The sequence below is a fragment of the Proteus vulgaris genome, assembly GCF_016647575.1.
GTDB lineage: Bacteria > Pseudomonadota > Gammaproteobacteria > Enterobacterales > Enterobacteriaceae > Proteus > Proteus mirabilis_B.
The window spans coordinates 3,041,927-3,056,854 of sequence record NZ_CP032663.1 but is presented as its reverse complement, the minus strand read 5'-3'; the positions used below and the strand labels follow the sequence as shown (position 1 = coordinate 3,056,854).

Sequence of the window (14,928 nt, the reverse complement as noted above, 5' to 3'; positions counted from 1 at the left end):
CGTGCTTCACCTTATGCTTTCGCTTTTGGCATTTGAGATACTAACGAGAGATCCACATCCATTCCTTCCACTTGGAAGTGCGGAACGGCGTACAGTTTCACTCTGAAAAAGCCTGGATTATCTTCAATATCTTCTACAACCACTTTGGCGTCGCGAAGTGGGTGAGAGGCTTGTAAGTCATCACTTGGATCAGTCATTTCAGTAACTAAACTACGAACCCAATTATTTAATTCGAGCTCTAATAAGCGACGATCTTTTGTGGTACCGATATTTTCACGCTGAATTAATTTCAGATAATGAGCAATTCGTGAAAGGAGGAAAATATAAGGTAAGCGTGCATTGATACGGCTATTAGCTGTTGCATCAGCCGTTTCATAAATAGCGGGTTTTTGTGCTGAATTTGCAGAGAAGAAACAAGAGTAATCACGGTTTTTATAGTAAGACAACGGAATAAAACCGAGGTTGGCAAATTCAAACTCTCGTGTTTCAGGGATCATGACTTCGGATGGAATTTTGACCTGACTTCCTGTTCCTAAATCATAAAGATGAATAGGTAAATCTTTTACCGCACCGCCAGCCTGAGGACCACGGATTTGTACACACCAACCATTATTAATAAAGCTTTTAACCATATTGGCAGCAAAAGCAAAGGTCGCATTTGTCCACAAATATTTCTCATGGTCTGGGCCTTTTACTTCTTCAATATAGTTAAAACTGCGTACAGGAACAGTTTCTGGGCCATAAGGAAGACGACCTAAAACACGAGGCATTGTTAAACCAATGTAGCGGGCATCGTCAGAATCGCGGAAAGATTTCCATTTGATATATTCAGCACGGTCAAAGTAGTTGCTGATGTCTTTAATGGCAGCGACTTCTTCCATAGAGTCTTTACCAAAAAATGCAGGGCCAACTGAGCCAACAAATGGCATATGAGCAGATGCTGATATTTTTGCAATATTGCGTAACAGAGCAATATCTTGAGGACTACGATCAAACTCATAATTAGAGATGATTGCTGCAATAGGCTCACCACCAGGAGTGTCGTACTCTTCAATATAAGTGTGGTGATAAAGACCACTTTGAATCGTTTCTGGACAATCTTCGAAATCTTGTCGTAAATCGTTTTTGGCAACATCCAGAAGTTCAATTTTTACATTTTGACGAAAATCAGTGCGATCAACTAAGAATTTTAATCCACGCCATGCTGATTCAATTTTTTGAAATTCTTCGTGATGCATGACTTCATCAAGTTGTTCACTAATTTGTCTGTCTAAATCAGCGATGTGATGATCGAGTAGATTTCTATCTAAGCGTTCAATTTTTTGACCTGAAGATTTTAATCGGTCGAGAAAAACTTGAACGGCAACAGTAACGCGCTCATTTGCTGTTGTATCTGCCAGAGCACTATTGTCTTGGAAGATATTAATATCACTCACCTGAGAAACGGGTGTGAGGTTGATTTTCTCAAAGAGAGAGGCGTAAACACCGCTATTGGCGGGCTCATCAAGTACAGTTGTTGTACTTTTTGAAATACTTTCGCTATTAACTGACATAAGCATAATCCTGTAATGATAAAACCCAATTAGTCTTTTTTCGGTGCGAGTTGAGATAACTCTTCGCGTAATTCATCACTTAATGCAGGATCTTTAAGGATATTTTCGAGTTCACGACGAAAAGTGATGTTATCAAGGAGGTTAGATTTCAAATCACGTAAGAGATTACGCATTGCCAGCATGGCGCGCAGTTGGGGTATTTGGCGAGCAACTTGTTCTGGTTCAAAGTCTGTCATCTCTTTAAATGACAGATTGATGCTTTCCTCACTACCATCGTTAGCTAATGTGTTTTTTACAGTAAGGTTGACGGAAGGGGAAAATTCAGTAAGAACGCTGTTGAAGTTATTTTTATTAATATTGACCTTTTCTCTTTCTGAAAGAACGCGTTTATCCTTTCCGTTGCTGTAGTCACCAATGGCCAATAGTTTTAAAGGCAACTCAACTTTTTTCTGTGCTCCACCTGTATGTAAGTCGAGTTTTATATTTACCCGCGCTTTAGGAACTTCATTTTGAAAACTATCTGACATAATAAAATCCTTGTATTAAACGAATAAAGGATCTCTTGAGAGTGGGAATATTAAGTAATTTCACTACCAAGAAATTTATCTTAAGGCATACCTCCTTATATTAAACAAAATTAAATAAATCAATTTATCTTAACGTTTTTAAGAGATATCTCTAAAATCAAAATGAAATGGAAAGAAAGGATATTAAGGATTGCTGGAGATATATTCCAAATAAACATCATAATTTGATGTTTATTTTATATATTATTCAAATATTCGATAGTGTGTTTCTATATTGAGCCGTTTTAATTGATTTGATTGGTATATATACATAGTAGATAGGTTTATTGATAACATTAAGTATAATAAAGTGGTGTTACTTTATTTGTGTGTGGATAATAAAAAAAGGAAATAAAGAAATAGAAATGAAGAGAGTGAATTAAAATAAGTGTAATATTTTACACTTATTATTTTATGGTAATTAATACTTATTTTATTAAGTATTAATAGTCAGAATAAAAAGTTTTTACTTGTACTATTATTAAAATATATTGATCTCGAATTGTTACTGTTTTATCTGATTTTTATAATAAATAACTATTTTTATAAACATAAATTAAAATTATTTATTTAATTTTTTATTTCTGATTTATAAAATTAAAAATAATTTATCAATCTACTTATGACAGTATTTTTTACCGTTAAGTTAAACAAAATAAGTGTTAATAATCTTTTTTTGATGAACTAATATAAAGTTTTTTTTATGTATACATAGAGAGAAAGAAGCGGAGAATAATTAATCATTAGATTAGCCTTTTTAGTGTGATAGGGAATGGCTTTAATAGTTATAAAAAAGGGGAGTTAATCCCCTTTATATCGTTAATACTAATTAATTTAGCTATTTTAGATAACCTAACGGCCAGTGTTTGAAATAAATATGATTCGCTTGCCAGTCTACTTTTTCTGTATTGTCGCTTAATAAATGGCGAGCCACCGTAAAGGCAAATTCAAAACTCACACCTAATCCTTTTGCACTGATAAATTTACCATCAACAACAACATCTTGATCAAGATAATGACCATCGTCATATTTATCTGCCAATTTATCGCCTGTGCTGTAATTACGACCTTCAAGAAGATGGTGGGCCGCTAATACTTTTGCTCCAGAAGAGCATAGCGCACAAATATATTTATCTTCGGCAATATGGCGTTTGATAAATTGAATAACTTGCTCGTTAGCGCATAAACGATCTGTACCTTTAGGGCCTCCCGGCATCATTATTGCGTCATAACTGTGAGTCAGTTTTTCAGTTAATAGAAAATCAGCACTGATTTTAGTTTCAAAATACGTATTTAATACCAAAGTATCCATGCAAGAAAGTACATCGACATGAATATCAAGACGGCGCATGATATCAATAAAAACAACAGCTTCACCTTCTTCAAATCCATCAGCTAATAAAACGGCAACCTGTTTCATTTTATTTATCCCTTATGTGTTTTTAGTAATGAGTGGATACTTTGAATATGATTAACAATGGTTTCTTTATCTTGTTTATCAATCGTATCAGCTGTGGCAATCCAACTTCCTCCGCAAGCAACAACTTGTGGAATAGCAAGGTAATCACTCACGTTATTTAAACTAATTCCACCCGTTGGCATAAATTGGGCTTGAGCATAAGGTGCAGCTAATGCTTTGAGCATTTTTACACCACCAGAGGCTTCTGCGGGGAAAAATTTAAGTAAGGTTAAACCTTTTTCAAGAGCAACTTCGATTTGGCTTGGATTGTTAATTCCCGGCACAATATCAATGCCGTTATGCAGACAATAATCGACCGTACTTGGGTTATAACCCGGAGAGATAACGAAGCTTGCTCCAGCTTCTTTTGCTATATCAGCTTGCTGTGCGGTTAATACCGTTCCTGCACACAAAATGAGTTCAGGAAAATGTTCATGCATTAGCTTAATCGCTTTAACTGCCGCAGGAGTACGAAAGGTAATTTCGGCAACAGGTAGTTGATTTTGGGTTAAGATTTCACCCAGCCAGATTGCATCTTCAGCGCGATTAATTTGGATCACGGGGATCACTTTCAGTGATGAAAGAGTATCAACAATTGACTGTGTCATGGTTATCCTTGATTAGAGTGTAGAATGAATCAGTAATTTCATGAGGAATGATGGCGCCATGGTGTTGGATGACGAACCCTGCTAAGGTGTTTCCCCATAAACAGCACGTTGCTAAGCTGTGATTTTGTAGCCAAGCAGCAATAAACGCGGCATTAAAAGAGTCACCAGCGGCGGTGGTATCAATAACAGAGTTAATGGGTTTTGGTGAAATGTAGCCATTGGTTTCACCTTCAGACCAAAATGCACCTTTAGCTCCCAATTTGACAATGACACTCTGATTACCCCATTGATGAAGGCGTTGTGCTATTTCTTGTTCAGTCAAAATAGGTTTTTGCCAAAGCATTTGTTCATCATCACCCGTGACTAAAGCGATATCACTAAGTCTATACAGCTTCTCAAACCACTCTTGTGCATGAGGTATTGAATCCCATAAGCGAGATCGATAGTTTGAATCCACAATTAAGGTGATCCCACGCTGTTTAAGGCGAGTTAATTGCGTGAGTAAAGCTTCTTTCCCTTCTGACGTTAAAATAGCAAGAGAAATTCCGCTGAGATAAATCACACTATTATCAGAAAGTGCATTGAGATGTGCTGCAAAACGGCTATCAGTCGCAATATAACGTGCCGCTGCATCATTACGCCAATAGTGGAAACTACGCTCACCAAAAGCATCAATTTCAATGGCATATAAGCCAGGAAGTTTTTCGGGAAAAGTAATAACAGATTGGCAGTTAATTCCTTCTTCTTCCCATGCTTTTTGCATTAAGGCACTGTAAGTATCAGTGCCTAAACCAGTAATATAGCGAGGATGTAATGAAGGGATTAGTCGTGATAAATATAGTGCTGTATTTAACGTATCACCGCCAAAACGTTGTTGTTGCGGTAAAAAAGGTTGACCACTAAGCTCTATCATACATTCGCCAATAATGGCGACAGTTTTGTTTGTCTTCACAGTTTCCCATCACTTTTACAGACACGAATTTTATCTGCAACCACAGCTTTCATTGCAGTTTTGCCCGGCACAAGGTAATGACGAGGATCACTTGCATCAGGGTTATCTAAGAAGTACTGCTTGATTGCGTTAGAGAAAGCTATTTTTAGTTCAGTTGCGACGTTAACTTTGCAAATACCTAAATCGATACAACGTCGCACATCTGCATCAGGAATACCGGATGCACCATGAAGTACTAAAGGGATGTCTGTTTTTTGACGAATAATTTCTAAGCGATCAAAGTCGAGATGAGGTTCATGTTTGTACATGCCATGTGCTGTACCAATTGCAACAGCTAATGAGTCAATTCCTGTTGCTTTGATAAATTGTACCGCTGAATCAGGATCGGTGAATAGGGCATCTTTTGTATCAACGATAAGATCATCTTCCTGTCCTCCAAGACGACCTAATTCAGCTTCCACAGTGCAATCCCAATGATGGCAGAAATTGACCACTTCTTTGACGATGCGAATATTTTCTTCGAAATGAAAATGAGAGGCATCGATCATCGCGGATCGTACACCTGAAATGACTTTATGACAGATATCAGGAATATCTTCATGGTGATCTAAATGTAGAGCAACAGGGATACGATATTGTTCTGCAGCCTGCTGACAAATAGAGATCAAATAATCACTACCTGCATAAGCAAACGTGCTTGGTGTACCAGCTAAGATAACAGGTGATGCCATCTCAGCTGCCGTTTCCATCACAACTTGAATGGTTTCCAAGTTATGAATATTAAAAGCAGGCACAGCATAATTTTCACGCTGTGCTTTATTGAGCATATTACGAGTAGAAACCAGATACATGTTTGCCTCTCACCTTTCGTTTAATTACGAATAATAATAAACGAAAGAAATAGAAAGGTAAAAGATCTAAATCACATTTTTATTGCCTTCGCACTGAAAGCAAATGAAAGGCAACTAGAAAAAATGTGCCATTTTAGAGCTATAACTGGTGATCCCTTTGCGTAATAAGTTGTTTTTCGGTCGTCTTGACTGTCCTATCACGGTTTCAGCGACTTTTTGTGCTAAGGTCTGTTTTTCTAAACGGCGAGTTAACGGTGTTTGTTTTTCCGTATAATCTTCACAAAAAATGACACTCACTTCTTGTGTTGCTTTCACTCCAGTTACTAAAGCTTGAATAGATGGAATTTCGAAACGAAAGTTATCTTTTTCGATAGGCAAAGGTAGTGAAGGCGTTTGCCATAAATTGATACGGTCAGCGCAATAAAGCGCGATAATTACGGCGCGTAATGACCAAAAACTACTGGCAGGACCACTGTAGTTATCAACTAAACGAGGATCATGAGTAAATAAACCTTGAGTTGGAGCACCATTTTTTAATGCACCTTGAGATATAAAATAACGCAAGCTGCTTTCAAAGGCGCGTTTTGCCTCACCTACTTTTACTGAAGGGCAGTGTAAATCGACACCAGCTAATAATGGAGCAGAAACCGCAAGGCGATAGCAGGCGCTACGACCAAAGAAAGGAATACCTTTTGGCGTCATAAAATAAAGGTAGTGTTGATTAAAGGTATTAAGTGATTGAGTAATAAATGTCGTATCAAATTGAGGATCAATCTGTGCTAGCCAATACAACGAATAGTAAAACCCCCACGCATTGTAGTAATCATAATTACCTTTTGCACCATCACGAAACCATCCATCACCAACATAAAACTCTTTTAATCGTTCATAGCGCCAATGGGCAATCGTGTCTTTTCCTGTGAGTGCTTTAATCACAAATTGGACGGTAAGAGGGAAGAAATGCCAGTTATTATCGACAATCTTGCAGTGATTAACTTGTTCGAACCAAGCAATAATTTGTTGTTGTGTTGCGGGCGTTAATGTATTCCACACCCATTCTCGGCTTATCCAAAGAGTAAGCGCTAAATCAGATGCTTCACAAATTCTCTGATCGTAATCTTCGAGTTTTCCCCAATATCCTTTATGAAGTGGATCAGTACCATGGATAAAGCTTTGTTTGATCATTAAAGGTAAGTTGAAAGGTTGCTGATTTAATCCCATCAGCGTACTTTTTTTGCTACTAACAGTCCATGCAGCAAGTAGAGGAAGTACTCTGCTAACACCTTCAAGAGCATCAGTTCTTGCTGTTTGTTGCCCCGGGCTTCCGGGATAATAAGCATGAGAGTAACCCCAGACTTGGTAATGATGAAAAGCCTGTGTGACATATTGTGTCAGCATTTCGCATAAAGAAAAAAGTGACTGGTTTTCATCATTAAAAAAGTCAGTAATCGTTTTATCATAGCGACGATAAGCAGATTTTCTGACCAATCGTCGAATGATATTCTCCTTAAATAAGCGTTGGTAGATTGCTACATTTGGGTGCTCATAAGGGAGTTTAGGACGTGCTGAAGATGCAATTTCAATAGCCATTTTCGTATCTCAGAAAAAAGACGCATCCTTGCGAAACAAAACGGAAGTTGAATATTAAGGTTTTGCGGAATCCACCAGTATTTGATAGTGATCTTGTCTCCAAAGAACAGGCTTTGGCTTATCCTTGATCCACTGGTAATAGGCATTTTTTAGCTCTGTCACTTTTTGTGGATTTTGTTTGGCAAGATCGATTGATTCAGCCGGATCACTTTTATCGTTAAAAAGTTGAGGCTGATTTTTTCCATCATCATAAAAATAGAGTGCCCATTCGCCGTCACGTACAGCCCAAGCACCTTTAGAGAGTTTTTCTAAATTAGGATTTGTAGGTGGTGTTTTACGTTGATAGGTTATCCATTGATGATATCCGTGCCAAAACTCTTGGTTTTCTTCGCTGTAATGTTTAGTACCGGGGCCGGCCCAATAAAGATAATTGTGAGGGGATTTTGTTGTTTCACCTTTAAGTAAAGGCATGATGTTTTTCCCTTCAACATTTAGATTGTCGGGAATAGCAATACCTGCTGTTTGTAATGCCGTCGGTAAAATATCAAGTGCAGAGATCATCTCATCACTTTTCATTCCGGCTGGAATAGTACCGGGCTGATAGGCAATAAAAGGCACTCTAACGCCACCATTAAACATTTGCCCCTTAAAGCCTCTATCCATTGCATTCATTGGCATTGGCGATTCATTAACTGCGCCATTATCTGATAAGAAAAAGATCAGCGTGTTTTCCAACTCACCGTTTTCTTTTAACTTTGCAATAATTTGACCAATCCCTTCATCGGCTGCATTTAAGGCAGCAAAGTATTTGTCTGCTTCAACATTACCAGTATCAAACTTCTCCATATATTTAGTGGGTGAAGCTTGTTCTAGCGGAATATGAGGAACACTGTAAGAGAGATTAATAAAGAAAGGTTTATCTTTATGTTCATCAATAAATTTTAATGTTTCATCTGTTAAAAGATGCGTGGTATAGCCCGGAGCAGGAACATTGACACCATTACGCCAAAATGCAGGTGAGTTCCATAAAGCTACGCCCGATGCATAATAACTAAAGTCATAATCGAAACCGCGCTCATGAGGAGCATAACCTGCTTCTGGTGTTGAAATCATATTGTCGTGATAATCGCGAGTTTGCTTACTTTCATTAATTTTCGGTTTGCGAATAACTTTTGCATTATGCCATTTACCAATACTGGCAGTGGCATAGCCATTTTCTTGGAAAAGTGAAGGTAATAGTTTGATATCTTGGGGGATACCTAAAATGGCATCGTCATTACTGTAAGTACCAAAGCTTGCTGGAGAACGCCCAGTAAAAATACCCGCTCGGGAAGGACCACAAACAGGATGGGCAACAAAGGCATTGGTCATTTTAGTGCCATTTGTTGCCATTTCACTGACATTGGGCATAGCAATGCGCGCCGCTTCTACCATTTTATTGATATCGCCTTCATAACGTGGCGGTGTGGGTCTTTGCGCTAACGCATCAACATCTAAGGTATCCAGTACAAAATCAAGTTGTCCTGTACCTAAATCATCCATCACTATTAATAAAATATTTGGCTTTTCAGGCGTACCACCTGCATTAGCTGAGATTGGAATGCTTAAACACGATGTAGCAATCAGCCCCGCTAGTAGGCTTTTTTTAACAGAAAGTAAGGTCACGGATTGTCTCCAGAATAAACAAGATAAAATAAAAGAGGGGTTACTTTAGGTAGTTTCTTTTCATTGCAGGAAGCGCATCACTAGCAAGACCTCCCCGTGAAATGGCTTGCTGCATTAGTTGCATACCTATCGCTGTATGATGAAATATTTGTTTATAAGAGCGACACAGGTAGTTATGGCGATGTTTTTCACCTTCAATAGCAATAATGCGATGTTTAGGGCAACCGCCATAACATAAGCTTTGTACTTCACATTGCTTGCAGAGGCTGGTTTGTTTGTCATATTTATTTTGACCAAAGCGCTGTTGCTGTTTTGAAGTGGCTAAATGAGCAAGGTTATTTTGATGGATATTGCCTAAATTATTGGCGGGATAAACATAGTGATCGCAAGAATAAACATCACCATTGGCTTCAATGATCAATGCCTGACCACAGGTTTTAGATTGAATGCATGTTGATGCAGGATATCCCATCCATGTGCCTAACAAACTATCAAATAAACGAATGTATATTTTTCCAATATCGCCTTGGCGTATCCATTCATTAAACACTTCAGTCATAAATTGTCCGTAGCCTTCAGCAGGAACGGAAAATGGCGCTAATTGTGCATTGGGACCCGGAGCGTAATGACCCCCGTGAGTATGAGGAAAGCGTCTATCAACTTCGACAATTGGGATAAATTGAAAGAAGGTTGAGCCTAATGCTTTTAAGGCTTGATAGGTTTCTTTTCCTTTATTCCAATTTTGGTCATTAACGACAGTGAGTGTATTAAATTCAACGCCATACTCGTTAAGTAGGTTAATTGCCCGTTTTACTCTTTCAAAAGTAGGGCTTCCATTAACCGAAATACGATATTTATCATGAACGGCTTCAATACCATCAATTGAAACGCCTAATAGAAAGTGGTTATCAGCAAAGAATTGCGCCCACTGGCGATTAATGGCGATTGCATTGGTTTGTACACTATTTGTAATCGTTTTGCCGTTAGCAAATTGCTTTTGGTATTTGACGACTTGTTCAAAGAAAGCTAGCCCTGCAAGCGTTGGCTCACCACCTTGCCATGAAAAATCAACCTGATCGCCACCGTGTGATTGAATATAATCTTTAATATAACGACGCAGCACACCATCAGGCATGACTATATGACCAGCCTCTTTTTCTTCATCTTGAAAAATATTTTCTTTTTCCAGATAAAAGCAGTATTCACACTTAATATTACAGTGGTAGCTTGTAGGTTTTGCCATCATATGAAAATAAGCAGGTTGATTTAATGCCATTAGTCATTTCCTGAGTTTCTTTTTTATCCTGTTACATTACGTAAAATTTATCAAAACAAAAGAGATTAAAATCACAAATACGAAATATCGAAAGTAATTGAAAGTTATTTTCGAAAGTTTAGAGTGTGGGTTTTCGATTTCAATACTTTCGATTTGATACTATTTCAGGGTTTATTGACTATTTGAGCTATTTATCTTGATTTGTTTTTCGAAAATAAATGAATGTAGTGAAGTTTTACTCTGTATTTTTTGAAGTTTAGTTGTATTAAATCTATATTATTGTGTTTTATATAGCGATATATGGTGTAATCATAAGTATAGCGTTGCGTTATATCATTTTATTTATTGGAAACTGGTGGCCTCAAGGCTATTATTGAAGCTACACGAAAATAATCGTAAGCAATCGATGGTGATTCGAAACTTTGTGAAAGAGATCAAAAGTTTTGTTTTTTTGCATTGTCGGTAAAAATTGGCGTAGTAAACTACATTCGAAACCAATCGAAAGAAAGTCTTTTGGTTTCGTAAGGAGACGAAAGTGAAAGCGGCAGTTGAGAGGCGTATGGAAATCCTCGATATGGTAAACCAACAAGGTAAAGCCAGAGTCGAAGATCTCGCTGAATTATTCAAAGTCTCAAGTGTCACTATCCGCAGCGATCTAAGTTTTCTTGAGAAAAATGGTTATATCGTTCGTTCTCATGGTGCAGCAATTCCTAATACAGGATTTATTGCCGAATTGAGTATCCACGAAAAACGTGGGCAAAACGCGAGCATAAAAACATTAATCGGGAAAGCTGCCGCAACGCTGATAAAGGATGGAGACACCGTCATTCTTGACTCGGGGACAACTACTCGCGAAATCGCGACACATTTAAAGTCGCGCGAAAATGTAGTGGTCATGACTAACGGTCTGGATGTCGCAATGGAGTTAGCAAATACCTCAGGTGTGGAAGTATTAATGACCGGTGGTGTATTGCGAAAAAGTGCGTTGTCTTTTTCAGGCTCACAAGCTGAAAATAGTCTTAGAAATTACCGGTTTGATAAGGTTTTTCTAGGCGTTGACGGATTCGATTTACGCGTTGGTATCACCACACACAATGAACAGGAAGCCAGTCTTAACCGTTTAATGTGTGATATCTCAGAAACGATTATTGCGGTTGCAGATTCTACGAAATTCAGTAAACGCAGCTGTCATATGATCAGAGAATTTGGTGATATCGATATCTTAGTGACCGATTCAGGTATCCCTGAAGAATATATTCAGGAACTGAAAGAGCACAAAATCGAAGTGATTATCGTCGACGATAAGGCATCGTAATTTGCTAACTCCATTAGCAACACCGCCGGTGTTGATTATGGAGTTAGTATTTAATGCATCCTTTAGAAAAGATTGTTCAGCAACACAAATCAGGCAAACAGAATGGCATTTATTCTGTTTGTTCTGCCCACCCTTTAGTAATAGAAGCAGCTCTATTACAAGCGCTGGATAATGATTCCTTTCTGCTAATTGAGGCCACCTCTAATCAGGTTGATCAGTTTGGTGGTTATACGGGAATGACTCCCGCTGACTTCTACCAATATGTCATTGAACAAGCTGAAAATGTGGGTTTTCCTATCGAGAAACTTATTCTTGGTGGTGACCATCTAGGGCCTAATCGTTGGCAACATCTTAACGCTGAAGAAGCGATGGCAAATGCAGATGTGTTGATTGCACATTATGTTGCCGCGGGTTTTAAAAAAATTCATCTCGATTGCAGTATGTCTTGTGCTGATGATCCAATTCCTTTAACGGATGAAATTGTGGCATCTCGCGCAGCACGCCTTGCTGTGATTGCAGAAAACACAGCAAAAGAGACATTCGGCACAAGTGATATTGTTTATGTTGTTGGTACAGAAGTTCCCGTTCCGGGCGGTGCTGCTGAAGAACTTGATACTGTTGAAGTGACTTCACCTGATGCCGCACGCAAAACATTAGAGTGCCATCGCCAAGCTTTTCAAAATGTGGGCATTGGTGATTGTTGGGAACGCGTGATTGGTTTGGTTGTTCAGCCTGGCGTTGAATTTGATCATACGGGGATCATTGATTATCAACAAGAAGAAGCACAAGCATTAAGCCAAGTGGTAAATGATTATTCTCATCTTGTTTTCGAAGCCCACTCTACGGATTATCAAACTAAAGAAGCTTATAAACAGTTAGTTCATGATCACTTTGCCATTTTAAAAGTAGGACCTGCATTAACTTTTGCAATGCGTGAAGGTTTATACGCACTTTGCTCTATTGAAGAAACATTATTCCCTCAAGAACAGTGCTCTAAATTACGTGAAAAAATGGAGCAACTGATGTGCCGTGAACCGGGCTTTTGGCAAAAGTACTATCATGGTGATGAGCGTCAACAAGCCTTTGCTAGAGTGTATAGTTTTAGTGATCGTATTCGCTATTACTGGCCTGATGCTGAGATTAATGCCGCCATCGACACATTAATGGATAACTTATCTATTAAACCTATTCCATTACCGTTACTAAGCCAATATCTGCCTTATCAATTTACCCAATTTAGAGAAGGCATGATTGACGGATCGCCTGAATCTTTTGTTATTGCGAAAATTCGTGATGTGTTATCGGTTTATGCCGATGCGTGCTATGTCCATTAATTGAGGGAAACCATGGAATATTTAAGTTATCAGACCGCTCAATTAGAGCAACTGAATGCATTTTGGACTGCGAAAGAAATTGAGCAACAACCAGAATGTTGGAAGAAAACATGGCAATCAGTAAAAGAAAAACGTGCTGATATTGAAGCCTTTTTAAATAAAGCGCTGGCAGTACCTCATGCGCGAATTATTTTAACTGGCGCGGGTACGTCTGCATTTGCTGGGAAAGCATTGGCTCCTATTTTAAGTGGCCATACAAAACGTCGCGTCGATGCGATTGCAACAACTGATTTAGTGGCTGATCCACAAGAATATTTAGCAGAAGACATTCCTACGTTATTGATTTCTTTTGCACGTTCAGGCAATAGCCCTGAAAGTGTGGCTGCATTAGATGTTGCGACTGAATGCCTATCACAGTGTTATCACTTGGTGCTGACATGTAATGCAAATGGCAAGCTTTATGAGTATTGCCAAAATAACAGCAGTGCATTGGCATTGTTGATGCCTGAAGAATCAAACGATCGTTCTTTAGCGATGACCTCTAGTTTTTCATCCATGATGATGGCTGCGGTAACCATCTTTTTAGGTGATAACGTTTTTAGTGACTCGATTGCTCCGTTTTTTAGTCACTATAAAGCGCAGTTTAATAAAGCAAATCAAATTATTAGGGATAAATACGCCGGGAAGTTTAAACGAGTTATTTATCTTGGAAGTGGTGGATTACAAGGCTTAGCACAGGAAGCTGCGTTGAAAATGTTAGAGCTTACTGCGGGTAAAGTGGTTGCTAGTTTTGATACTCCACTAGGCTTTCGACATGGACCTAAGTCTATCGTAAATAAAGAAACTTTAGTGGTGATGTTTTTCTCGAATGATCCTTATACACGTCAATATGAGACTGACTTATTACGAGAGGTTATTCACGATAATGCATCAGGCAAGGTGATCGCGATCACCGCACGAAATGATAACGCTTTCTCACCAGAGAGTTTTGTTTATATTCCTGCGTTAGAGAACTGTTCTGATGTGGCGCTATTGTTCCCTTACTTGATGTTGGCGCAATCATTCGCATTTCACAGTTCCATTGCACTAGGGAATACGCCTGATAATCCGTCTCCGACAGGAGAAATCAACCGTGTTGTACAAGGCGTCACAATTTATCCGTTCTCACACAAAAAAGACGACACACAGTCTGCTTTAAATTAATAAAATATAATAAGAGAGCTAATCATGAACACACCGAATATTGTCTGGACCCGCATTGATGAACGTTTACTCCATGGTCAAATCCGCATTACATGGGGTAAACATACAGAAGCAAACCTGATTTTAGTGGCTAATGATGATGCAGCAGAAGGCCCTAATGCCGCATTTATGCAAGCAGGAATGAAAGCGTCAGCGGGTGGTGAATACGCTGTTCGTTTCTTCTCTATTCAAAAAACTATTGATGTTATTAGTAAAGCATCGCCTCGTCAGAAAATTTTTGTTCTGTGTAATAACCCAAAAGATGTTGCCCGTTTAGTGGAAGGCGGCGTGCCCATTACTCATTGTAATGTTGGCAATATGCATTTTCATGAAGGGAAACGTCAAATTGCGAAAACCGTATCAGTCAATGATGCCGACATTGAAGCGTTTAAAAGCCTCGTCGCAAATGGGGTCACTTGCACAATCCAAAACACACCCGATCAGACACCTGTTGATGTGCTAGCGCTCGCATCAGCCTGATAATTTCCTGAACAAAAAACCTGCATTAGCAGGTTTG

Annotated in this window: 13 protein-coding genes; 4 read left to right on the top strand and 9 right to left on the bottom strand. The window is 38.6% G+C overall.

Annotated features, from left to right (window positions below):
- Positions 1–11 precede the first annotated feature (11 nt).
- The 9 genes from tssC to D7029_RS14090 all read right to left on the bottom strand — a co-directional run bounded on the left by tssC (position 12) and on the right by D7029_RS14090 (position 10,520).
- Positions 12–1,559 (bottom strand): type VI secretion system contractile sheath large subunit, encoded by a 1,548-nt coding sequence (gene tssC / locus D7029_RS14130; protein WP_194950992.1) that lies wholly within the window; start codon positions 1,557–1,559, stop codon positions 12–14.
- Positions 1,560–1,582: 23 nt separating this feature from the next.
- Positions 1,583–2,080, bottom strand: coding sequence for a type VI secretion system contractile sheath small subunit (tssB, locus tag D7029_RS14125; protein ID WP_088494861.1), 498 nt, complete (start codon positions 2,078–2,080; stop codon positions 1,583–1,585).
- 877 nt (positions 2,081–2,957) lie between these two features.
- The gene (locus D7029_RS14120; protein ID WP_088494865.1) at positions 2,958–3,539 is read right to left on the bottom strand and encodes a DJ-1/PfpI family protein; all 582 of its coding nucleotides are present in this window, start codon (positions 3,537–3,539) and stop codon (positions 2,958–2,960) included.
- A gap of 5 nt (positions 3,540–3,544) precedes the next feature.
- Positions 3,545–4,186, bottom strand: coding sequence for a bifunctional 4-hydroxy-2-oxoglutarate aldolase/2-dehydro-3-deoxy-phosphogluconate aldolase (locus tag D7029_RS14115; RefSeq protein WP_194950991.1), 642 nt, complete (start codon positions 4,184–4,186; stop codon positions 3,545–3,547).
- Positions 4,167–5,138 carry a sugar kinase gene (locus D7029_RS14110; RefSeq protein ID WP_194950990.1) on the bottom strand — a complete coding sequence of 324 codons (972 nt, stop codon included), beginning with the start codon at positions 5,136–5,138 and terminating at the stop codon, positions 4,167–4,169. Before D7029_RS14110 ends, D7029_RS14115 begins: the two co-directional genes overlap by 20 nt.
- Complete coding sequence (locus D7029_RS14105) at positions 5,135–5,989, bottom strand: tagatose bisphosphate family class II aldolase (protein ID WP_194950989.1); 855 nt, start codon at positions 5,987–5,989, stop codon at positions 5,135–5,137. Before D7029_RS14105 ends, D7029_RS14110 begins: the two co-directional genes overlap by 4 nt.
- A gap of 114 nt (positions 5,990–6,103) precedes the next feature.
- Positions 6,104–7,579 (bottom strand): DUF2264 domain-containing protein, encoded by a 1,476-nt coding sequence (locus tag D7029_RS14100; RefSeq protein ID WP_194950988.1) that lies wholly within the window; start codon positions 7,577–7,579, stop codon positions 6,104–6,106.
- Between the two features lie 54 nt (positions 7,580–7,633).
- A complete protein-coding gene (locus tag D7029_RS14095; protein WP_194950987.1) occupies positions 7,634–9,244 on the bottom strand; it encodes a sulfatase in 1,611 nt (536 codons plus the stop codon).
- Positions 9,245–9,284: 40 nt separating this feature from the next.
- On the bottom strand, positions 9,285–10,520 hold the full coding sequence (locus D7029_RS14090; protein WP_194950986.1) for an anaerobic sulfatase maturase: 1,236 nt from the start codon (positions 10,518–10,520) through the stop codon (positions 9,285–9,287).
- A gap of 535 nt (positions 10,521–11,055) precedes the next feature.
- Between D7029_RS14090 and agaR the strand changes: the two genes are divergently transcribed.
- Genes agaR through agaV form a run of 4 tightly spaced genes read left to right on the top strand, consistent with a single transcriptional unit; the run spans position 11,056 to position 14,891 of the window.
- The gene (gene agaR, locus D7029_RS14085; protein WP_194950985.1) at positions 11,056–11,835 is read left to right on the top strand and encodes a transcriptional repressor AgaR; all 780 of its coding nucleotides are present in this window, start codon (positions 11,056–11,058) and stop codon (positions 11,833–11,835) included.
- 53 nt (positions 11,836–11,888) lie between these two features.
- Positions 11,889–13,169: a tagatose-bisphosphate aldolase subunit KbaZ gene (gene kbaZ / locus D7029_RS14080; RefSeq protein ID WP_194950984.1), complete on the top strand. Its 1,281-nt coding sequence runs from the start codon at positions 11,889–11,891 to the stop codon at positions 13,167–13,169.
- A gap of 12 nt (positions 13,170–13,181) precedes the next feature.
- Positions 13,182–14,372, top strand: a complete 1,191-nt coding sequence (locus D7029_RS14075; RefSeq protein WP_194950983.1) for an SIS domain-containing protein — start codon at positions 13,182–13,184, stop codon at positions 14,370–14,372.
- Between the two features lie 24 nt (positions 14,373–14,396).
- On the top strand, positions 14,397–14,891 hold the full coding sequence (gene agaV / locus D7029_RS14070; protein ID WP_023581440.1) for a PTS N-acetylgalactosamine transporter subunit IIB: 495 nt from the start codon (positions 14,397–14,399) through the stop codon (positions 14,889–14,891).
- The last annotated feature ends 37 nt before the right edge of the window (positions 14,892–14,928 follow it).

Coding starts and splice junctions, on each gene's coding strand:
- tssC (WP_194950992.1), bottom strand. CDS start 1,559: ATGCTTATGTCAGTTAATAGCGAAAGTATTTCAAAAAGTACAACAACT.
- tssB (WP_088494861.1), bottom strand. CDS start 2,080: ATGTCAGATAGTTTTCAAAATGAAGTTCCTAAAGCGCGGGTAAATATA.
- D7029_RS14120 (WP_088494865.1), bottom strand. CDS start 3,539: ATGAAACAGGTTGCCGTTTTATTAGCTGATGGATTTGAAGAAGGTGAA.
- D7029_RS14115 (WP_194950991.1), bottom strand. CDS start 4,186: ATGACACAGTCAATTGTTGATACTCTTTCATCACTGAAAGTGATCCCC.
- D7029_RS14105 (WP_194950989.1), bottom strand. CDS start 5,989: ATGTATCTGGTTTCTACTCGTAATATGCTCAATAAAGCACAGCGTGAA.
- D7029_RS14100 (WP_194950988.1), bottom strand. CDS start 7,579: ATGGCTATTGAAATTGCATCTTCAGCACGTCCTAAACTCCCTTATGAG.
- D7029_RS14090 (WP_194950986.1), bottom strand. CDS start 10,520: ATGGCATTAAATCAACCTGCTTATTTTCATATGATGGCAAAACCTACA.
- kbaZ (WP_194950984.1), top strand. CDS start 11,889: ATGCATCCTTTAGAAAAGATTGTTCAGCAACACAAATCAGGCAAACAG.
- D7029_RS14075 (WP_194950983.1), top strand. CDS start 13,182: ATGGAATATTTAAGTTATCAGACCGCTCAATTAGAGCAACTGAATGCA.
- agaV (WP_023581440.1), top strand. CDS start 14,397: ATGAACACACCGAATATTGTCTGGACCCGCATTGATGAACGTTTACTC.